This window comes from Streptomyces sp. rh34, assembly GCF_002551245.1.
GTDB lineage: Bacteria > Actinomycetota > Actinomycetes > Streptomycetales > Streptomycetaceae > Streptomyces.
In genome coordinates, this window is record NZ_NTGZ01000003.1 from 41,432 (window position 1) to 60,828 (window position 19,397).

The following is a 19,397-nucleotide window of genomic DNA, read 5'->3' on the forward strand; positions in this document are numbered from 1 at the left end:
GCGGGCGCGGGGAGCAGGGCACCCATGCAGTCACCCGCTCGTCTGCCTCCGGGACCATCCCCGCGGGCGCGGGGAGCAGTCCCGCTTTAGCCAGCCGCCGTCCTCCAGCTTGGGACCATCCCCGCGGGCGCGGGGAGCAGCGGCCCGACTTGAGGTCGCCGCGGGCCAGCTCGGGACCATCCCCGCGGGCGCGGGGAGCAGCGCCGCGCCATGTCCCCGCCGGTCCGCAGGTTGGGACCATCCCCGCGGGCGCGGGGAGCAGGGATACGTACAGATCGGCGTCGGCGTCTCCGGAGGACCATCCCCGCGGGCGCGGGGAGCAGGCATACGGGGCGGCCGTCCGGGATGGATCCGGGGGACCATCCCCGCGGGCGCGGGGAGCAGTGCGTACGGCGTGGGCGTGGCAGGCCGGTGGCGGGACCATCCCCGCGGGCGCGGGGAGCAGCCTGCGTGAATGCCTTGACGTGACCTCTAGAAGGGACCATCCCCGCGGGCGCGGGGAGCAGTCCGGCTCGACGAGGTGCTCGACCTGCCGGCCGGGACCATCCCCGCGGGCGCGGGGAGCAGAACCGGACACAGCTCCGGCCGTAACGGCGTTCGGGACCATCCCCGCGGGCGCGGGGAGCAGGCTACTGCTCGGTTACGAGGAGGGCGGCAGGGGGGACCATCCCCGCGGGCGCGGGGAGCAGGACGGCTCGCGACACACTGAACCGTTCCGCGAGGGACCATCCCCGCGGGCGCGGGGAGCAGTCCGGCTTCGGGTCGTCCATGGGCTCGGGGTCGGGACCATCCCCGCGGGCGCGGGGAGCAGACTCGATGACCTGCAGGTTTACCGTGGGTTCATCAGTTTCTCAAGCACTTTCACTGATTCCGACATATAAGACATTCCGCCTACCTCTTTCCGAAGCGGCGGCGCTTGGATGCTGCGCTCCACCCTGTCTTCTTAGCGCTACTCGTTGAGCCCTTGCTGTCGTTGGGGCGCTGGATCAGAGTGAGGCCTTCGTGGTCGGTGGGGTGCCAGGAGTGGTCGTGGGTACGGAACGTGAAGCCCTGCTCGTTGTTGGTTGTGTGGGCGAGAAGCGCACGCCCTTGTCCGGCGTACTGCTGGACTTCGTCCCACAGCACGTCTCGGATGCGGGATGAAGGATTGCCGATGAACACGCCGGCGGAGATCTCCAGGAGCCATCGGGTGAGGAAGCCCCGCAGGCCTGGAGGGCAGTTGGTGAGGACGATCACGGTCACCAGATTGCTGCCTCTTGCTCGTCCGTTCCGTAGTTCACCCCGGACGCCACATTCAGCCCTCTGTCGCTCTGAAGTGTTACGCGGTCCATGTTTTCCCCTGCGTCGCTTGAGCGATCGTCGGGAAGGAGCAGCCCCTTGATGTCTCTGACGCAGCGATCGAGGAGCCTCGTCTCGTTGATCCTGTCCCGGAGGGCTCGGCGTGTGCGTGATCCGACGTCCTCTTCCGCTTCGGCTGCGACGTCGAAGGCGAGGGGGATTCCAATGTCGGTCTTGTACAGGTCGGCGATGTCCAGGACGAAGGAGAGCTCGTGTCCGGAGTGGACAAAGCCGAGGCCGGGGCTGCAGCCGAGTGAGGCGACGACGGCGTGTGCGACGCCGTACATGCACTGTGCGGCGGCGGTGATCGCCTGGTTGACCGGGTCGCCGCTGGTGAAGTCGCCGGGAGTGTATTTGCGTCCGTTCCAGGGAACGCCGGTGCGGGCGGCCTGGGCTCGGTAGCAGTCCCTGACCCGTGTGCCTTCTCTGCCGAGGAGTTCGTGGCGGGTGAGGCGGGCCGGGTCTTCGTCGGGGAACCGCAGGCGGTACATGGCGCGGGCGACGGCGATGCGGCTGCGGACGTTGGCCCATTGGGTGGCCTGGGCTTCGAGGAGGGCTGCGGAGCGGCTGAGGGCGCGCCCTCCTGCGTAGTAGCGGACGCCGTGTTCGCCGACCCAGATGACGCAGGCTCCTGTTTCGCCGAGGACGCTCATCGCCTGGTGGGTGATGCGGGTGCCCGGGCCGAGGAGGAGGGTGCCGATGGTGGCGGAGGGGATGTGGGTGGTCCCGTCGGCGTCTTCGGCGGTGATGGCGTTGGCGTCCCGGTGAACGGTGCACCGTTCCAGGTAGATGAAGGAGAGGCGGTCCGCGGTCCGGGTGAGGTGGCGGGGGGTGAGGGCGGGGCGTTTGCCGACGGTCGTCATGGTGTCAGCCGGCGGGTACGGGGGCGAGGGTCAAGAGTCCGCAGCCGTAGGCCTTGGCACGGCCGATGCCCTGGGTGAGGGTGCGGCGCAGTGCGTGGGGGTCGGTCACGGTGAGGTGGCCGTCGTAGGTGACGGTGACGACCTTGACCTTGGGGCTGGCTGGGCGGGTGTCGCGGCTCTTCGCGAAGGAGAGGGTGCGTTCGTCGCGGACCGTGAGGGTGTAGCGGTCGCCGTGGTGGGGGTGGTGTTGGTCGGTGAGCCCGGCGGGGAGGAGGCGCTGGTCGTGGGGCTTCTCGTTGATGTGGAAGCCGGCGCGTTCTTGCCTCTCGGGTTTCAGGAGCCAGTTCATCTGATGGCTGGGGGTCAGGTGGGCGGTGGCTTTGGTGGGTTCGCCGTCCTTGCGCCGGATGTAGTGGACGGGGTTGGCGGTGAGGCGGAAGGCGAAGGTGTCGCCTTGGGCGAGGCGGTCGAGGAAGGGGGCATAGGGGCGGGTGTGCCAGCCGGGGGTTTCGGAACTGTGGGCGGCGGGCCAGCCGGCCTGTTCGACGAGATGGGTGAGGTCGGGGCGGTCGGGGCTGACGATGTAGAGGAGCACTTCGGCGCGCGCGTTGTGGTCGAGGCGCCAGAGCACGCGGGGGCCCTGGGTTGTGTTGTCGGTGGGCAGGAGGTGGGGGTAGGAGGCCATGACCGCTGCGTGGAGGGACTGGGGGGAGGCGAGCAGGCGGCGGGCGCCGGGGCGTGCGGTGTTCAGGCGGAATCGGGTCAGGTGCATCAGAGGGTGTCCTCCAGCGGACCGAACGGGTCGTGGTGCGGTGCGGGCTGCCGTCGGGCCGGCAGGCGGGTGGTGGCACGCGGGTTGGGGATGTCGACGGTTTCGGTGACGACGGTCCGCAGGGCGTGGCGGCGGTGCTCGGAGGCGTAGCTGAGGGGGTGGTCGCGCAGGGTGTCGCCGTTGTGGTCGCCTGGGTCGGCGTCGCGGAGGATCACGAGGGGGACGGTGAGGGTGGTGCGGTGGAGTTTCTGGTACCAGCCGGCGGCGTGCCAGGGCTCTTCGCCCAGGGCGTGGGGCAGGGTGCTGTCGTGGACAGCGAGCTCGACCGGGCGGGCGGGCAGGCAGGAGCGGCGTCCCAGGAACGGCGGGTAGACGGGGTTGCGCAGGGCGTTGTGGAGGGCGGTCAGGAGGGTGTGGTCGCCTTCGACGGCTGCGGTGAAGACGGCGTCGGCGAGGTAGAACCGTTCGGAGAGCGGCATCGATTTCTCGGTGACGCGGTGGTGGGCGGTCTGGAAGTCGCGGACGCGGGTGCCGGGCTGGTCGATCCGGACGCCGAAGCGCAGGGCTGCGAGTTCGGCGACGCGGTCGTCGTCGCCGCGCTGGATGCCCTGGGCTGCGGCGAGGATGCCGAGGACCCCGCTTTTGGTGGGGGCTGCTTCGGTGGTGCGCCGGGTGAAACGGGCGGAGGCCCCCCAGGATTGCAGGGGGCCGGCCAGCAGCAGGGTGAGGACGCTCATGCGGGCTTGTCCAGGTGGTCGGCGACGGCCTGGCCGACGTGGGAGACGAGGGAGGTCAGGTTGGTGGCCTCCTCACCGATCCCGGTGAGCTTTTCCGTGTTCGGGCCGACACGCAGGACCCAGGTGAGGGTGGATTCCTCGTCTCCGTAAGCGCGTTCGATGTCGGGGATGTACTCGGCCAGGCGGGCGGAAGCCTCCTTGACGTGGCCGCTCCGGTGGTCTGCTCGTACGGGTTCCTCGAACGCGGCGACGAAGCTGACCGGGCGGGTGGTGCGGAGTTTCACGATGACCGCGTCGGGCAGCGTGTGGTGCCCGAACGTGTTGATCTTCCCGGTGGGCAGGGAAGCGACGAAGCCGTGGACGAACGCCTCCACGGCGCGGCGCACCGGGGTGGTGAGGGGCTCGTCCTCACGCAGCCCTTGGCCGAGGTTGTCGGTGAGCTGGTGGACGCCGAGTGCGGCGTAGCGGTAGAGGGTGGCGGAGTTGAAGTCGACCGTTCCGATCATTCCGGCGCCGGGCTCGGCGTCCGTGTTCCGGTCGTCGACGGCGGTGTAGTAGTCGGACTCGTTCTCGACCCGGTGGACGCTGATCGCGTGGGCGACCTGGACGGCGGCGTCGACGTTGATGTCGGCGGAGTCGGCGACCATCCGTCCGAACAGGGCGATGTCGACGGAGTGCCGGGTGTCGGCGATCTCCTTGGCCCGGGCCTTGTTCGCCTTGTCCTTGAGGTATCCCTTGATGTCCGGTGAGCCTTCGACGGCGAGTGCGGCCAGGCTGTCGAGCTGGCGCGCGCTGAGGAACATCAGGTACTTCGACTGCGGGGCCGGCTGCTCCTCGCCTTCCTTCGCGGCGTCCGCGTTCCGCTTGGGGACCTCGATCTTCGAACCGGTGGCGGTCTCGATCACCACGGCCGCGGTCTGCAGGGCCTCGGCCCGCTCGATGGCGGGGTCGAGGGCGCTGATGCGTTCGGCGAGGACCTCGGCGACCTTCTTCGTCCGCACGCCGAGCTCGTTCGGCTCCAGCAGGTGCTCGTCGCTGAAGTAGGCGCGCGTGGCCCTCTTCCACGCCTGGCTGGAGACCCGGGCGCGGGGGACCCCGCCGTAGACGGCGGACTTCGGAGCCCCGGTGTCGTCGCGGTTCAGGTTGCTGGGAGGCACGGTCTGCAGGGCGTGCACGTCAAGGTAGATACGGGTCGTCACGAGGCGTCCTTGTCAGCAGTGAGGTCGTTGTCCGGGGCAGCCGCGGGCGCCGGAATACCGGTCGTGGAGGTGTTCTGCGCGGTGCGGTGGGCGTGGAAGGAGCGGCCCCATGCTCGGCGGACCGTGTCCCGGCCGCCGGGGGCCTGCCATTGGTACAGCTGTGCCGCGAGGAGCCCGTAGTCCAGGGGGATGTCCTGCTGGCGCAGCAGAAGCACGATGTCGCGCAGCCGTTGAGCCAGGTGCGGCAGGTCGGGGGCGGTACCGGCCCTCACCAGGCGTTTACGGACAGGCTCGGCGATCTCGCCGGGCGGCATCAGCTGACGTACTGCTGCTCCGAGTCCGTGGTGGGTGGGGTGGTGGCCGCTCTGGTGCATGCCGTGTCCGCGGGACTGCTGATGCAGGGCCCACAGGGTCAGTGCGGTGTGCACCGCGTCCTCGGCGTGGACGAGTTCGCCTTCGGTGAGGGGCCGGCCGCCGTCTTGGGGCCGGTCGTGGAGAGGGCCGATGTCGACCAGGCCCCACAGGTCCGGGACCTGGGAGGTGTCCTTGCCCGCGCCACGGCGCAGGCGGGCCAGGGCGGCGACGGCCTGTGGCCGGTCCCCGAGCAGGTCGCGCTGCAGAGGGCGGATCAGGGCGTCGGTGGTTTCCCGTACCCGTTGCCGGGCGGTCAGCGGGATAGCGGTGGTCATGCAGTCACCTTCGGAAGGAGGTCGTCGGAGGGCGCGGTCTTGCCGGCCGTCGGGGTCGCGGCCTGGGGGGTGCCGAGGACCTTGGTGAGGCGGGCTCGGAACCAGGCGTCGGCGAGGCCGGAGTTGAGCCACTGGGTGCCCTGCTTGGCGGGCACGGTCCGCCCGGCCCACGCGGCCTCCCCGGCCGTCTCGAGGAGCTGGCGGCCCAGCTGCTCGACGATGCGGCGGACGTCCCGCTTCCACCCCTCCCGTGCCAGGTATGGGTCCTGGGCTTCGGCAAGGTCTGACAGCCATGCACGGTAGGGGCCGTCCAGGGCTCCGAAGCCCTGGTCGCGGGCCGTGCCACGGGGCCCGTCGGACTCCGCGCCGGCCGCGCGGGCCAGATCAGTGGCCAGGTCACCCAGAGCGGTGACCGCACCCTCCGCGTCGGAAACCGCATCGATGGCCTGCGTCCCGTACGCCCGGTCCCGCTCGTGGAGCAGCACCACGCCCATGGACAGGCGGTCGTCGACGATCTCGTCGATCACGGACTGCTGCGTCCCGTACACCGCGCCGATCACCCGCGCGCGGATCAGGAAACTGCGCTCCAGCACACCCTCGGTGGCCAGCCGCGACACCCACTCCAGGACCCCAGGCCTCAGGAACGGCGCCGCCTCCGCTCCCTGCGAGGATTCGGTGCGCCCGGTGATCAGCGAGGCGAGCCCACGCCACGCGGCCCGCGAAGGATCGTGGTCCCGGGGCAGATACACCACCGGCTCGCCGCGCTTCTTCTCCTGCGCCGGGCTCCGCCGCCAGGCAGTCATCGGCTCGCGGGTGTGCATGTTGTGGGCGCCCAGCGGGTCCCCGTAGCCGAGGACGACGCCGTGAACCCCGCTCTCGTCGAAGTGCAGCCGCAGCCGGCGCGTCGGCCACGTGTACAGGTCGCGCACTCCGCTCGGCTGCCGCCCGTCCAGCACACCGGGCCCGTCGGGGTTCCGCCGCCACGCGGGACGGTCACCGGAATCGAAACGGATCCCGCCCGTGTCCGCGGCGACCAGGTTCAGCAGCAGCGTCTCGCGCAGCGTGCTCCCCTCGGCGAACACACCGCCCAGGGCGCCGGCCCAGCCCACACCGAGCGGGTAGACCTTGGCGCCCTTGACCCGGGCGTCGCCTTCGACCCCGCTCTTGATGCCGGAGGTGTCGAACGCGTGAGCATGCACGACCCACCGGGCGGCTTCGGCGAATCCGAGACGCTCCACCCCGGGCATCCGCGAGGTGAAGAACGGGTCCCCGTTCGGAACATCCGCGACGATTCGGTTGAGGGAAGCCACCTCGCCCTTACCTGTCTGCAGACCGGAGACCTGGAAGAACGGGGCCTGGGCGTCCAGCAGGTCCAGCCGGCCCCGGTGCTCGGCCAGGTAGGCGTCAACAGGGGCGAAGCACCCTTCGTCGTCCCACAGATCCGCCCAGTGATCGATGTCGCGGGGTCCGTCCAGGGCGTCGTGCGCGACCGCGAGAAGTAACCGCAGCAGAGCAAACTCCTGCGTGGGCAGATCCCCCACCAGCCGCCGCACCCGCCCCGCCTCGGCGAACACCGTGCGCAGCGACATCTCCTCCTGCACACCGTCGCAGCGCAGGACCCCGATCCACGGACGGCCGGTCAGATCGAACGATAACGGGCCGCTGCCGGCCAACTGTCCCGGCGGTGATTCAGCCACGGGTCACCTCAAGTCCATCACTTTCGCTGTATCGGAGGGCAAAGCCTGCCAGTTGGGTCTGACAATCGGCGTCCAGAACGAGAATCAGCTGCCCGGCCAGCCAAGGACTGTCCTTCGCCTGCCACGCCGGCACGAAGAACTCCTCCAGCTCGCCGATCGCCCGGTCCATCACCTCGGGCGCCGAAAACTGCACCGGGAGCCGAAGACCACTGCTCGCCGCAGCCCGCGCCGCCGCAGGAGACGGACACCGGTCCACCGGCAGATCCAGGCCGCCGCGCACCCGCCCGCGGCCGTCCTCGGCCAGCCACGGCAACGTGACCAGCCGCCCATCCGCCAGCCGCTGCACGACGACGACTTCCAGCGTCTCCTGGCTGTCACGGACCTGAGCTCGGCCGGCCCGCGTATCGTCCGCATCCCCGGCACCCCCGGACACCCAGCCGATCAGCGGCCGCCCCGCCCGCCCCGCCGCATCGAGCCGGAACCGGCCGGCCCGCTCCGCCTGGTCCGCCCGGTGCTTCTCGTGCCGCACCAGAGCCCGCTCCCACTCCTCCTCCCACCCGCCGGGTACGTATGCCTGCTGCGCGTACGCCGCCTGCACCAGCACGCTGATGTCCTGCGGCAGGCACACCGCACGGCCGCCCTTCTCCAAATGCGGGCGGAGCACGGCCAGCGACCGAAGCAGGCTGTACCGGCCGTACACCGCGACGGAACCCCGCACCGCAGCCGGAACCGGACCGGACCAGTCCACCCCTGTCACCAGACACCGCGCCACCCGCATCCCCGCCGGCCGGTGTGCCTGACCATCGCCCCGCTGATGGCGGTGCAGGCGCCCCACCCGCTGCAGCAGCAGGTCAACAGGACACAGATCGCTGACCAGGAGATCGAAATCCACGTCCAGGGACTGCTCGGCCACCTGGCTCGCCACCACGATGTGCGGCCCCACCGGCCGCCCGGCCCCCGACCTGCCGGGAGGTCCGAACCGGTCAAGCAGACCGGCATCCTTCATCGCACGGTCCACATCGACGAACCGGGAATGCGCGACCGTCACCAGTTCCTCGCCGAACCGCTCGCGCAGCGCCTTCGCCGTATCCAGGACCCGCTGCACCGTGTTGCGGACGACCAGCACACATCCGCCGTCGACGAGTTCCGCACCGAGCCGCTCCACGAGCACGTCCAGCCCATCCTCCAACGGCTCCAGCAGCACCTGGCCACCCCGCCCCGACACCGCCGGATCCTCGACGACCGGAGCCAGGCCGGGCGCCACGCAGGTCACCAGCGGGTAGCCCGAGGCATCCTCCACCTCGCCGAAACCCTCCGCCTCCGGACCGGCACCCGCGTAGGCGACCGCCAGCTCACGGCGCCGACGGGCCGGCAGGGTCGCCGACAGCACCACCACCGGAACCCCGTACGCGCCCAGCCACTCCAGCACCCGGTCCAGATAGACACTCATATACGTGTCGTACGCGTGCGCCTCATCGATCACGACGACCTTGCCCGCCACCGCAAGATGACGCAGCGCCAGGTGACGGCTCTTGAGCCCGGCGAACAGCAACTGGTCCACCGTGCCCGCCACGAACGAGGACAACAGCGCCTTCTTCCGCCCGCGCAGCCACGCGTGCGCCACCAACACGGCCGGCGCCGTCCGACCCACATCCGAGGGACGCCACCGCGGAACGTCCTCGTCGACATCCACCGCCACGATCGGCTGACGGCTGTTGTGCATCAACTCGGCGAAGTCGTCGTTCAGCGCGGCCTTCGAATGCGCCAGCAGCACCGACAACGGGGTCCCGCCCCGGACCGGCAGCCGCTCCAGCCAGTCAAGCAGCCGCGGGAACATGGCGTTGCCCGTCGCCATCGTCGGCAGCGCGAAAAGGACCCCGCCAGCTCCGGTACGCGCGGCGAAGATCTCCGCCACCGCCAGCGCGGCCTCGGTCTTCCCCTCCCCCATCGGCGCCTCGATCACCATCAGCCCGGGCTTCTGCACCGCATGCGCCAACCGCACCGCGACCTCCTGCACCGGCCGCACCACCGCCCCGGCAGGAAGATCGAACCGGGCAGCGAACAACTCCCCCGCATCCACCGCAGCAGGCCGCGGCTCCCACCGCGGCGGCAGACGCAGCCCGCGCCAGGCGGCCGCAACTCGCTCCTCACCGGAACGCGGCGTCTCCTGCGGAAAGTACGGAAACAGCTCCGGGTTACTCGCGATCCAGTCCGAAACGATCACGACCGCGCTCAGCAGCACCTGCACCGGCTGCGGCAGCCGCACCGAACGCCACACACCGAGCCGCTCCCGGACACCGAACACGTCCGCGCACCCGTCGAGGAGCTCGTCCTGGACCCGCCGCCAGACCGTCTGGCTGGGGCCCGGCGTACGCAGCAGATGCGGCCGGTCGTACAGCGCCTTGATCTGCCCGTGCTCCGGCGGCACACCATGGTGACCACCCACCACGACCGCGAACTGCCCCGACTGCCTCCCGGACCAGCCGTGCCGCTCCTCCAGCCACTCCTCCAGCAGCAACTGCCCGGCCAGACCATGCGGAGCGACCTTCCGGTCCGGCCCGAACTGCCCCTGCGTCCGCATATCCAGACCTGCATTCCGCATCCGGTCGGCGAGCTGATCGACCTGACACGCGAAAGCCGGCGTCGCCTTCCCGATGTCATGCACCCCAGCCAGCCACACCACCAGCTGCCGGGCATCCTCCACCCCGCCGGGCAACGGCCCCGCGATCACATCCCGAACCTGCTCAGGGAGCCACTCGTCCCACAACAGCGCCGCCACAGCGGCGCTGTCCTCCATGTGCCGCCACAACGGCAGCCAACCCTCCGTATCCCGGTCGTGCTTCGCCCACACTCGCCGAACAGCACCCTGGAGCCGCCCCCCAAGGCCCGAACAGGCCCCACCCTCATCAGCCATGTCAGATGAATACAGGCAAGCAACTGAACAACACGCCCTGATCAGAAAATCTGATGCTTTTCGATCGACAACATCACGTCGACCGACAACTCGCCGTAAAATCCGCCCGACGTAATCCGCGACCCAGCACAACAGGCAACAGGAAGATGGCGAAATGACCAATATGTCGGAATCGATGAAAGTGTGTGAGATCTCGACCCTCCCGCTGTAACGCTGCAGGTCAGGAAGGCTGCGGGGATGGTCCGTCGACCCCGCCGAACATCGACAAGATGACCAGCTGCTCCCCGCACCCGCGGGGATGGTCCCGCCGGGGGTCAGAAATTTCTGACCTGCGTCGTCTGCTCCCCGCGCCCGCGGGGATGGTCCCTTCGCCAGGTACTGAGCCACTTCCTGCGGCGACTGCTCCCCGCACCCGCGGGGATGATCCCTGCTGGAGATCTCCGAAGAAATGCCGGTGCTTCTGCTCCCCGCGCCCGCAGGGATGGTCCCACCACCGCCTCCACCGAGGTTCTTCCCAAGCTCTGCTCCCCGCGCCCGGGGATGGTCCCTGCACGCGGCCGGCGTCGCCGGTGCCGGACAGCTGCTCCCCGCGCCCGCGGGGATGGCCCGTCTGCAATCCCGGATGGTTGTACGGACCGACTGCTCCCGGCGCGTGCGGGATGGTCCTCCCGCCGGGTTTACCTGCCTTCGGCCTGGTCCTTGCTCCCCGCGCGTGCAGGGATGGGCCCACCCGACCCAGCCCGAGTACGAAACGCCCTGCCCCCGCGTGCCCTCGGCCTGCGTCGCGCAGGCCCGCTCACGGACCGCACTAGGGAGTAGAGCCTGATGGATTCCCGCGTTCTACAGGTCGAGTACGGCCCACATTCTGCGGCCGTCTTCTGCGGTGTCCGTTCCGCACGAGATCGCGCCCAGGCTGGTCAGTTCCGCCAGGACGGCGGTGTCCGCGACCGCGAGACCTGGCCGGTGGGACAGGGCGACGATCAGCGCCTGCCGGTTCTGGTCCGCGAGGTGCAGGGACACCCGCCGGCCGCCATCGGCGACCGCGGCCCGCACCAACGCCTCCGTCAGATCCTCCGCAGCTTGGTCGGCCTCTCGGTATCCCCAATCGTGCAGCTGGCGCACGACATTGGTGCAGGCCTTCTTCGGCGACCAGGCAGCTGCCTCGAGCGACCAGTTCGCCGACCGCCGGTTCCGTACCAGCATCCGAGCCCGCGCCGTTCCTTCCAGGCTCGTTTCAGGACGCGGCGGCTGTACAGGTCGCTTCGGCGGTGGTGGAGTCTTCGGCGGGTAGTCCGGGGTGTGATCCAGCACGAGTGCTCCCAGGATCGGCGCGGGTACCCATCGTAGAGGCGCGATTACCTGGCGGGACCAGAACTGTTCGCCGGGTGCTGGGGAGAGCCTTGTAGTCACGGCAGGAGAAAGCTGATGGTCGATATGTCGGATTCGGTGAAAGTGCTCGAGAATCACGCTTTCCCGCTGTAACGCTGCAGGTCAGGAAGTCTGCTCCCCGCGCCCGCGGGGATGGTCCCTGGGTTCAGGCAGCCGAGCAGCGAGGAGACCTCTGCTCCCCGCGCCCGCGGGGATGGTCCCTGGGTGATGGCCGCGTCGCATGGGTGGGAGCCCTGCTCCCCGCGCCCGCGGGGATGGTCCCTCCACCCCGGCCTGCCGCTGGACCGGAAGCTCCTGCTCCCCGCGCCCGCGGGGATGGTCCCAGGGTGGAGCTGGCGGCCCGCGCCGACGTGTGCTGCTCCCCGCGCCCGCGGGGATGGTCCATCCCGCGGCGCTTCATGTCCGCCTTCCGGCGGCTGCTCCCCGCGCCCGCGGGGATGGTCCCGCGGTCGGCCTCCGTGGCGTCGGGCGCGGGCGCTGCTCCCCGCGCCCGCGGGGATGGTCCCCAGACCATGGGCCCGCAGGGCGGCGGCGCGGGCTGCTCCCCGCGCCCGCGGGGATGGTCCCCGGGCGTACTTCTCGTGCTCCCCCTGCGAGATCTGCTCCCCGCGCCCGCGGGGATGGTCCCCGCGGTGACGGGCACGCGTGATACTGCGGGGCCTGCTCCCCGCGCCCGCGGGGATGGTCCCAGACTCGGCATCCGGGCGCTGGGAGGCGAAGTCTGCTCCCCGCGCCCGCGGGGATGGTCCCGGCGGAGGCGGCGAGCTGCTGGGCTGCGGTGTCTGCTCCCCGCGCCCGCGGGGATGGTCCCGCGATGTCGTCGGCGTACTCGGCGATGAGGCTCTGCTCCCCGCGCCCGCGGGGATGGTCCCGGCAACGCCACGAAACGTGAGGGAACGTGAGACTGCTCCCCGCGCCCGCGGGGATGGTCCCTGGCCATGCGTCTCCAACTCGCGCACGCCTCCCTGCTCCCCGCGCCCGCGGGGATGGTCCCCAGTGGAGGCTGTCGTCAGGACGGTTCCACTCCTGCTCCCCGCGCCCGCGGGGATGGTCCCATCTGCCGGTCACGGCGAGGGTTCGCGATCGTCTGCTCCCCGCGCCCGCGGGGATGGTCCCCAGGCGTCGCAGCAGAAGCGGGCCGCCGAGAACTGCTCCCCGCGCCCGCGGGGATGGTCCCGACGAGCGGCAGGATCGGGGCGGACCACTTTCCTGCTCCCCGCGCCCGCGGGGATGGTCCCGGTGAGCCACCTGGTCCAGGCTGTAGTAGCCCCTGCTCCCCGCGCCCGCGGGGATGGTCCCGGGGTCTGACCTGCACAAACGCCGAATCGGACCTGCTCCCCGCGCCCGCGGGGATGGTCCCGACGCGCTGTCGGACCAGGACGCCCGTATCTCCTGCTCCCCGCGCCCGCGGGGATGGTCCCGACGACGACCAGGACGACGAGGACGCTGGGCTCTGCTCCCCGCGCCCGCGGGGATGGTCCCGCCTGGGAGGCCAACCGATGAACGCCCGCAAGCTGCTCCCCGCGCCCGCGGGGATGGTCCCGCGCACCCAGGCGGCGGCCCGTGCGGTGAGACCTGCTCCCCGCGCCCGCGGGGATGGTCCCGGGGCCGGGGAGATCGTGCAGCTGTGGCCGATCTGCTCCCCGCGCCCGCGGGGATGGTCCCCTTGGCGGGCCGTCCGTCCTGCGGATCCTGGACTGCTCCCCGCGCCCGCGGGGATGGTCCCCAGTTCGGCACGATCGCCCAGCGCCTCAACGACTGCTCCCCGCGCCCGCGGGGATGGTCCCACCATCACCACAGCGAAGCTCGCCGCCGGGTCCTGCTCCCCGCGCCCGCGGGGATGGTCCCCGTCCCGGGTGGGCCATCAACGCGGGGACCGGCTGCTCCCCGCGCCCGCGGGGATGGTCCCGTCTCCGGGGGCAAGGTTCGACAGGCCCTCCAGCTGCTCCCCGCGCCCGCGGGGATGGTCCCGGGCCGGTGCGGACAGCGTCGACTCCCAGTACCTGCTCCCCGCGCCCGCGGGGATGGTCCCCGCAGCCTTACCCCCCGCCGGGAGCAGGAAATCTGCTCCCCGCGCCCGCGGGGATGGTCCCGCACGCCTGTACTCGGCGTTGGCTGCCAGCAGCTGCTCCCCGCGCCCGCGGGGATGGTCCCTGCTCAGCCTCGCTGAAGGCACGCTCCAGGTACTGCTCCCCGCGCCCGCGGGGATGGTCCGTACGGGGGGACGACGTTGGGCGGCTTGCTGCCCTGCTCCCCGCGCCCGCGGGGATGGTCCCCGCGTCCTGGTATTTCGTCTCGGCCTCGGACGCTGCTCCCCGCGCCCGCGGGGATGGTCCCAACGGCTGGGTGCGCGACTCCGAGGCCGGTACCTGCTCCCCGCGCCCGCGGGGATGGTCCCGACCTCACCCTCCGCGCCTACGTCAAGCTCCACTGCTCCCCGCGCCCGCGGGGATGGTCCCGCCGCCGCACGAGCAGCCGGGCCGGTCGCACGCTGCTCCCCGCGCCCGCGGGGATGGTCCCTGAGCCCACGCCAAAGCCCCGCCGGGACCTCACTGCTCCCCGCGCCCGCGGGGATGGTCCCTCGACGAGCCGTACGGAAAGGCGTACGTGGACCTGCTCCCCGCGCCCGCGGGGACCGGCGGTTCGTGAACTGGGCTTCACCGTGTGCGTGTGCTCTCCGTGCGAGCGGAGGTGAGCCGCCGGGTCCCCGCGACCACCCGAGGGCCCGGAGCCGCCGTGGCAGGCGGCTACCTCACCGCACGACGCCTGAAGCGCGGATCAACGTCGTGATCACACCGCCTGGTGCTGCCTGACCGGCATCCTGCCCCGCACCACCAGTTCACGACTGTGACCCCGGCATCTGGGCCACGAAGCGGCGTGAGCCGTCGGTTTCGATCCGCCGTTCGCCTCAGCGAGCACGTCGCCCGTACGCGCCCGTGCGCTTACGCGAAGTGCCGGGGTGTCCGGCCGGGGGAGGTGGGTGGAGCTCCCGGGCGGGCGGCGTGACGGCGGAAGCCCGGGAACTCCCCCTTGCGGCGCCAAGCTGCGCCGGATCAAAGCGCCATTGAAACCAGACCTTTCACCGGGTCGGGGTCTCCGGCCCGGGCGGCGCACCGCCCCGTGTGCCGGGTTCACTCCGGCGGTCCCGTCGAACAAGGCTCTGCAGTCGGGCAGGGCCGAAAGCAACGCCGATGTACTCCGGCCGGATCACGGCCAGCTTCTTCGTCAGCGGCGACATCGAGCAGGACCAGGCGCGAGCCGTCAGGCTGGCCGGCCGGTCGTGCGGTGGTGTTCCGCGTTGATGCGCTGGGCTTCTTCGAGCTGGTCCTCGAGGATGACGATGCGGCAGGCGGCCTCGATGGGGGTGCCCTGGTCGACGAGCTCACGGGCGCGGGCGGCGATGCGCAGCTGGTAGCGGGAGTAGCGGCGGTGGCCGCCCTCGGAGCGCAGGGGGGTGATGAGGCGGGCTTCGCCGATCGCCCGGAGGAAGCCGTGGGTGGTGCCGAGCATCTCGGCGGCCCGGCCCATGGTGTAGGCGGGGTAGTCGTCGTCATCGAGACGGCCGAACGAATCGTTAGCTGTCACCGCTCAACGACGCTGGTGCCCGCCCGGGGGCACGGGCAGGAGCGCTGCACCGGCTGGCCGCGCTCAACGAGGAGATCGCCGCCCTGTACGAGGAGCTGACCGGCGCCGAGCCGGAACTTGGCGACGAGCACCGCAACAGCGCCGAACGAGCCCGCAGCAGCGTTACCACCAACCGTCAGTACGCCGAACTGCTTGCCGCCTCGGCCGAAGCGGCGTCGGCGAACACCTCCTCGGAAGGAACCCGATGACCCGTTACGTCACCCCCGGCCGCGCTGCCTTCCTCGCCCCGGCAGCGATCCTGGAGTTCGCCGACGACCTCCGTCCCGCCGACGTCGGGCCGCTGCAGGACTTCCTCGCCGCGCGCCTCGGCGAGATCGCCCGGGCGCAGCCGGAGGGAACCGAGGCCCGCTGGGTCGCCGAGCAGCTCGCCCGGACCATCGACGCCGACTGCCGCGATCTCGACAACGCCCTGGTCTCCTGGGAGGTCGAGCTCACCGAGGGGAACATCGACCGGGTGGGGCTCGTGCAGACCCTTCGCCAGAGTCTGCCGACCGAGTGGAACCGGCTCGTGGAGATCGCTCAGCGCTTCGCCGACCACCCCGACCACCTCCCTCGCTGGCTCCGCCTGCGCTACAGCTGCGCCGAGCACGCTGAGTTCGTGGAGCAGCGCACCGGCGACGCGAGCGATGGCGGCATCTCGCACACCACCGCCGAGGGATGAGACAGCAGAAGCGGGAACAGAGGAACCGGTCGGCCGGGGGCTGAATCGTCCGCGACAACCAGAGGAGGGCACCCACTCGTGAGCAACAACTACCAGCCGGACGGTCAGGACGGCCTGCCCGGCATCGACACCGTCGTGCCGGTCGGCCTGCACCAGATCTGGCGTGAGTGCGAGAGCCGTTCCCTCCTGCGTACGAACCGGTACGACCCGCCCGAGGCGTCCACCGACCCGGCCACAGCGGTCGGCGTCGAGGTCGTCCGCGTACGCGTGGACGACGAGGGCATGGAGTGGCCCTCCCCCTCCACCGCCCGCACCGTCACCCACGCCTGGCTGCGCACCCACTGCACCTACCTGCCCCCGTCCCAGCCCCCGTCGGCGGACGACGGCGGGCGCCTGGAGCAACTGCGCCGCGCCCTGGACGAACTGGCCGAGGCCGCAGGTCCCGAGGGGGCGACGGCCGCCGCCGCCGCCCGCGAGGCCCTGGCCGAACTGGCCGACCACCACCACCGCGAGGGCCGCCGACTGCGCGGCGCCCGCCACCAGGCCCACCGACAGGGCTTCCACCGGGGACGGAGGACACGGTGAACACACATCCCCCGGCCCTGGACCCGGCGGCCGCCGAGCGCCAGGAACTCATCGAGCGGTGGGCCGAGCGCCACGGCTTCGACGCCGCCCGCCGCTTGCTGCGGGCAGTCAGGAAGGACGTCGCTGCGGTTCCACAGCCCTGAGCAGGCACTCGCGGTCATCCACGCTGATCAGTCCGTCCCGAAGGGCCCCGTCCTCCAGCAATGCGCGCAGGGCGGAAGCGTGTGCGGCGAAGGCGGCCCTGCACCACTCGCGTTCCGGGTGATCGGAGTCCTTGCCGAACAGCAGCACCTGGAGTTCATCGTCGGCATCGACGGACGAAGACAGATCCGCGGCGACGACCAGGAAGTCGACCAATCCGGACCGCACCGCGATGTCAGGGACGGCTGCCAGGCGAATCAGGAAGGGCAGGACGGCCGGCATCACGGCGCTCACGTGAAAGACACTGTTCATCAGGACGTTCTCCAGCACGGGCAGAGCCGCAGGGCCGGCTACCTCATCCAGGAGACCGCGGAGCAGGACCGGGACCCCGGCAGGGCACCCGGGAATCTGCGACCAACCGACGTCAGCGCAGCCCAGCAGCGCGGGGTGGTCGCCTGCAGCCTGCTCCATCTGCGGATACTCGCGGAGGAACCGGGCAACGGCAGCCTCTTTGACCGCCGCGTCCATCACACACATCTCTCACCCCTGCTCCCACGCCCCGCCCCGAACGACGTCCGCAGGACGGAACTCTTCCCGGGGCGGGCGCCCGACGCAAGCGTCAGGTCAGTAGCCGCCACCTCCCGCTCCGGGGTAACGGCGCCCCAGCCCGGCACTGGATTCCGGGACAGCCTTTAGCCAGATCGGCGGCTGGCCTGCCGGCTACCCGGCGTGTGCTGGGCAAAGGTTGAACACTGGTGGATTCTCGAAGAGATCCCGCTGGGCGTTGTAGACCGCCTCCCAGAGCTCGGGCTCGTACGGGTGGACGACGACAGGCTCCTCGGCGCTCATCCCGCCCTCGGCGGGTTGGATGTACGGGAACCTGTGCCGGGCCGCCGCTACCCGTGGATCCGTGCCTGGAAAGAACCCGACTGAGGGATTCACCCAGACGCGCGCTACCCCGTCGACATTTCCGTCGAGCGCCAGGAATTCGTGCTCGACGAACCAGTCCACCTCGGCGCGCAACTGCTCGACGCTCACCTCGATTTCCATCGCCTTTTCGGTGAAGTCGAGTTGGATCGGCTTGTCGCCTTCGAGGTCGGTACAGATCATCACGAGAATCCGCAGCGTGTCGGGACGCTTGCGACTCCCTCTCTTGCCGCCGCTCTGGTGCAGACGCAGGTGTGAGGCGGCCATAAGGCCCGGACCAGTAGAGATGCCAAAATCGCATCCGCAGGAGCTCATATCCATCAACCAAGCTCAGCCGCACCCTTCGTTGCTACCGCCATTCGTGCCCACTCCAGCAGTCCGCAGGCGAGATGTGAGCCTCGCACTGCCCGCGCAACCTCCTCGACTAGTGCGCTGGGACAGACGGGTGGTGGGCAAGCGTTGGTCTCGACGAGGAGGACGTTGTGCCGTGTGGGTGCAGCTCCACGGCGGTGGTCACGCCGGCTGCGGCGGGCCCGCTGGGGAACCGAGGGCTCACCCCAAAGTTCGGGCCCGGCAACCTTTGGTGCAGCACGTCGTTATCACCGTAATTCGGGTGATTCGGATAGGGGGCAACGTGCCGAAGTCGCGGAGCGGCAGGGTGCCGAGGGCCCGGAAGCGGCGCGCACGGGACCGTGGCCCACGGAGGGAAGTGCATCGCCGGCTCGCGGCTCCCCGACGTGAGCCGCGACCGAGGCACCCGGACTACGGGAAAGTGTGTCCTGCCTCCGTCCTTTTCGACGAGTTCGGGGAGGACGGTGCCGAGTGGCTGCAGGAAGAGTACGAGCGGCCCTTGACGATCCCGGAGTTCAAGCTGGAACGCGGTATCCGCCGGGACGAGTTCCTGATGGACGATCCGTTCACCGGGCCGAGGGTCGAGACCGCCGAAATGCTCAGCAGGGTGATCGTGATGACGTCTGACGTCATTCTGACGCTGGCAGAGAATCAGAACGTGCTCAGCGTGGAGGCGGCCCGCGAGGTCGCGGAGATGAGAGCGCTGCCCCCTGTCGACCATGCCGCCGAGGGATTCGACATCGTACGGGAAGCCTTTGCTGTCGGGGCCATCTTCCTCAACGACCGCGACATGTGGGACTTCGGCGAGTACGGGTTGTAGCGGGATCAGGTTCTCGCCTGCGGAATCGAAGGGCGGCAGATCTTGCACAGCTTGTACTGCGCGCCGCCGCGTGGCCCGGTACGAGTGGCGATCCACTGCGCCACGTCCTCGGGAGTGAGCATCGTCATGTGGGTTGCCCAGCCGGAGTTGGTCACGTGCTCGTGAGCGAAGGACCGCAGGTCCTGTGCCTCGTTTCGCGTCCAGTCGGGGCTTCGAGAGCCGATTCCCCGCTGCGCTTCGGAGCACGCCGCCCTGTGCAGGGTGTGCTTGCCGCGGACATACGGGTAGTTGTCCGGGTCCTGGAACCGTTGCCGTTCCACGTGGGTCCGTGCGGCGAGCGCGGCGAATTCCTCCTTCGCTCCGTCACACACGGTGCAACCTTCGGATGGGCAGTCCGCACCCCAAGGGGTTTCGCCTTCCTCATCCTCTCCGTAATCCGTGCGGATGTTCTCGGCCACGCTTTCCAGAAGCCGCACCAGCCGATCTGCAGATGTCTTCCCCTCGTCTACAAGGCGGATCATTTCAATGACTGCGGGAACCTCGATGGCCATCCCCCAACCGGTCTTGCCGCGCCGGACCGGGCTGTAAATTGCTTCCCCGAAGTACTCCACCTCTTTCAGCTGAGTTTCACCGATAGTGACATTGATGCGTCCGCTGTACGGCACGGGA

Annotated in this window: 17 protein-coding genes and 2 CRISPR repeat arrays (1 of these 19 cut by a window edge); of the genes, 4 read left to right on the forward strand and 13 right to left on the reverse strand. The window is 70.4% G+C overall.

Features of this window, described 5'->3' with window-relative positions; all coding sequences use genetic code 11:
• A CRISPR array of direct repeats spans nucleotides 1-811; the repeat unit is 29 nt; unit sequence GGGACCATCCCCGCGGGCGCGGGGAGCAG (it extends 1,058 nt beyond the left edge of the window).
• A gap of 80 nt (nucleotides 812-891) precedes the next feature.
• The 10 genes from cas2e to CR470_RS01380 all read right to left on the reverse strand — a co-directional run bounded on the left by cas2e (nucleotide 892) and on the right by CR470_RS01380 (nucleotide 15,183).
• Nucleotides 892-1,242 (reverse strand): type I-E CRISPR-associated endoribonuclease Cas2e, encoded by a 351-nt coding sequence (cas2e, locus tag CR470_RS01335; RefSeq protein WP_097865726.1) that lies wholly within the window; start codon nucleotides 1,240-1,242, stop codon nucleotides 892-894.
• A complete protein-coding gene (gene cas1e, locus CR470_RS01340; RefSeq protein WP_097865727.1) occupies nucleotides 1,239-2,201 on the reverse strand; it encodes a type I-E CRISPR-associated endonuclease Cas1e in 963 nt (320 codons plus the stop codon). The genes cas2e and cas1e overlap by 4 nt, the downstream gene beginning before the upstream one ends.
• A gap of 4 nt (nucleotides 2,202-2,205) precedes the next feature.
• Nucleotides 2,206-2,973, reverse strand: coding sequence for a type I-E CRISPR-associated protein Cas6/Cse3/CasE (cas6e, locus tag CR470_RS01345; RefSeq protein WP_097865728.1), 768 nt, complete (start codon nucleotides 2,971-2,973; stop codon nucleotides 2,206-2,208).
• Nucleotides 2,973-3,710, reverse strand: a complete 738-nt coding sequence (gene cas5e, locus CR470_RS01350) for a type I-E CRISPR-associated protein Cas5/CasD (RefSeq protein WP_097865729.1) — start codon at nucleotides 3,708-3,710, stop codon at nucleotides 2,973-2,975. The genes cas6e and cas5e overlap by 1 nt, the downstream gene beginning before the upstream one ends.
• Complete coding sequence (gene cas7e, locus CR470_RS01355; protein ID WP_097865730.1) at nucleotides 3,707-4,909, reverse strand: type I-E CRISPR-associated protein Cas7/Cse4/CasC; 1,203 nt, start codon at nucleotides 4,907-4,909, stop codon at nucleotides 3,707-3,709. The genes cas5e and cas7e overlap by 4 nt, the downstream gene beginning before the upstream one ends.
• Entirely contained in the window at nucleotides 4,906-5,598 is a 693-nt protein-coding gene (casB, locus tag CR470_RS01360; protein WP_097865731.1) for a type I-E CRISPR-associated protein Cse2/CasB, read from the reverse strand. The genes cas7e and casB overlap by 4 nt, the downstream gene beginning before the upstream one ends.
• Nucleotides 5,595-7,295, reverse strand: coding sequence for a type I-E CRISPR-associated protein Cse1/CasA (gene casA, locus CR470_RS01365; protein WP_097865732.1), 1,701 nt, complete (start codon nucleotides 7,293-7,295; stop codon nucleotides 5,595-5,597). The genes casB and casA overlap by 4 nt, the downstream gene beginning before the upstream one ends.
• A complete protein-coding gene (cas3, locus tag CR470_RS01370; RefSeq protein WP_257138322.1) occupies nucleotides 7,288-10,092 on the reverse strand; it encodes a CRISPR-associated helicase Cas3' in 2,805 nt (934 codons plus the stop codon). Before cas3 ends, casA begins: the two co-directional genes overlap by 8 nt.
• Nucleotides 10,093-11,049: 957 nt before the next feature.
• The gene (locus CR470_RS40185; protein ID WP_097865734.1) at nucleotides 11,050-11,412 is read right to left on the reverse strand and encodes a hypothetical protein; all 363 of its coding nucleotides are present in this window, start codon (nucleotides 11,410-11,412) and stop codon (nucleotides 11,050-11,052) included.
• 297 nt (nucleotides 11,413-11,709) lie between these two features.
• Nucleotides 11,710-14,240: a CRISPR direct-repeat array (repeat unit 29 nt; unit sequence CTGCTCCCCGCGCCCGCGGGGATGGTCCC).
• 619 nt (nucleotides 14,241-14,859) lie between these two features.
• Nucleotides 14,860-15,183, reverse strand: a complete 324-nt coding sequence (locus CR470_RS01380; protein ID WP_097865735.1) for a helix-turn-helix domain-containing protein — start codon at nucleotides 15,181-15,183, stop codon at nucleotides 14,860-14,862.
• A 244-nt stretch (nucleotides 15,184-15,427) separates the two neighbouring features.
• Here CR470_RS01380 and CR470_RS01385 point away from each other — a divergent pair, with 244 nt between their 5' ends.
• The 3 genes from CR470_RS01385 to CR470_RS39240 all read left to right on the forward strand — a co-directional run bounded on the left by CR470_RS01385 (nucleotide 15,428) and on the right by CR470_RS39240 (nucleotide 16,632).
• Nucleotides 15,428-15,904, forward strand: coding sequence for a hypothetical protein (locus CR470_RS01385; protein WP_097865736.1), 477 nt, complete (start codon nucleotides 15,428-15,430; stop codon nucleotides 15,902-15,904).
• A gap of 78 nt (nucleotides 15,905-15,982) precedes the next feature.
• On the forward strand, nucleotides 15,983-16,489 hold the full coding sequence (locus CR470_RS39235; protein WP_097865737.1) for a hypothetical protein: 507 nt from the start codon (nucleotides 15,983-15,985) through the stop codon (nucleotides 16,487-16,489).
• Nucleotides 16,486-16,632 (forward strand): hypothetical protein, encoded by a 147-nt coding sequence (locus tag CR470_RS39240; RefSeq protein WP_179892084.1) that lies wholly within the window; start codon nucleotides 16,486-16,488, stop codon nucleotides 16,630-16,632. The genes CR470_RS39235 and CR470_RS39240 overlap by 4 nt, the downstream gene beginning before the upstream one ends.
• Here the strand turns inward: CR470_RS39240 and CR470_RS01395 are convergent.
• Together CR470_RS01395 and CR470_RS01400 are read right to left on the reverse strand one after the other, a co-directional pair.
• Complete coding sequence (locus CR470_RS01395; protein ID WP_143663739.1) at nucleotides 16,598-17,158, reverse strand: hypothetical protein; 561 nt, start codon at nucleotides 17,156-17,158, stop codon at nucleotides 16,598-16,600. The genes CR470_RS39240 and CR470_RS01395 overlap by 35 nt on opposite strands.
• Before the next feature lie 192 nt (nucleotides 17,159-17,350).
• Complete coding sequence (locus tag CR470_RS01400) at nucleotides 17,351-17,824, reverse strand: hypothetical protein (RefSeq protein ID WP_097865739.1); 474 nt, start codon at nucleotides 17,822-17,824, stop codon at nucleotides 17,351-17,353.
• A gap of 505 nt (nucleotides 17,825-18,329) precedes the next feature.
• On the opposite strand from CR470_RS01400, the gene CR470_RS01405 reads away from it, so the two are divergent.
• On the forward strand, nucleotides 18,330-18,728 hold the full coding sequence (locus CR470_RS01405; protein ID WP_097865740.1) for a hypothetical protein: 399 nt from the start codon (nucleotides 18,330-18,332) through the stop codon (nucleotides 18,726-18,728).
• 5 nt (nucleotides 18,729-18,733) lie between these two features.
• Here CR470_RS01405 and CR470_RS01410 read toward each other — a convergent pair whose 3' ends face one another.
• Entirely contained in the window at nucleotides 18,734-19,393 is a 660-nt protein-coding gene (locus CR470_RS01410; RefSeq protein WP_097865741.1) for a hypothetical protein, read from the reverse strand.
• Between the last annotated feature and the right edge of the window lie 4 nt (nucleotides 19,394-19,397).

Excerpts from the sequence above, each read along its gene's own strand:
- casB (WP_097865731.1), bottom strand. The coding sequence starts at position 5,598 with ATGACCACCGCTATCCCGCTGACCGCCCGGCAACGGGTACGGGAAACC.
- cas6e (WP_097865728.1), bottom strand. The coding sequence starts at position 2,973 with ATGCACCTGACCCGATTCCGCCTGAACACCGCACGCCCCGGCGCCCGC.
- cas5e (WP_097865729.1), bottom strand. The coding sequence starts at position 3,710 with ATGAGCGTCCTCACCCTGCTGCTGGCCGGCCCCCTGCAATCCTGGGGG.
- CR470_RS01385 (WP_097865736.1), top strand. The coding sequence starts at position 15,428 with ATGACCCGTTACGTCACCCCCGGCCGCGCTGCCTTCCTCGCCCCGGCA.
- cas3 (WP_257138322.1), bottom strand. The coding sequence starts at position 10,092 with ATGGAGGACAGCGCCGCTGTGGCGGCGCTGTTGTGGGACGAGTGGCTC.
- CR470_RS01395 (WP_143663739.1), bottom strand. The coding sequence starts at position 17,158 with ATGGACGCGGCGGTCAAAGAGGCTGCCGTTGCCCGGTTCCTCCGCGAG.
- CR470_RS40185 (WP_097865734.1), bottom strand. The coding sequence starts at position 11,412 with ATGCTGGTACGGAACCGGCGGTCGGCGAACTGGTCGCTCGAGGCAGCT.
- cas1e (WP_097865727.1), bottom strand. The coding sequence starts at position 2,201 with ATGACGACCGTCGGCAAACGCCCCGCCCTCACCCCCCGCCACCTCACC.
- CR470_RS01400 (WP_097865739.1), bottom strand. The coding sequence starts at position 17,824 with ATGGCCGCCTCACACCTGCGTCTGCACCAGAGCGGCGGCAAGAGAGGG.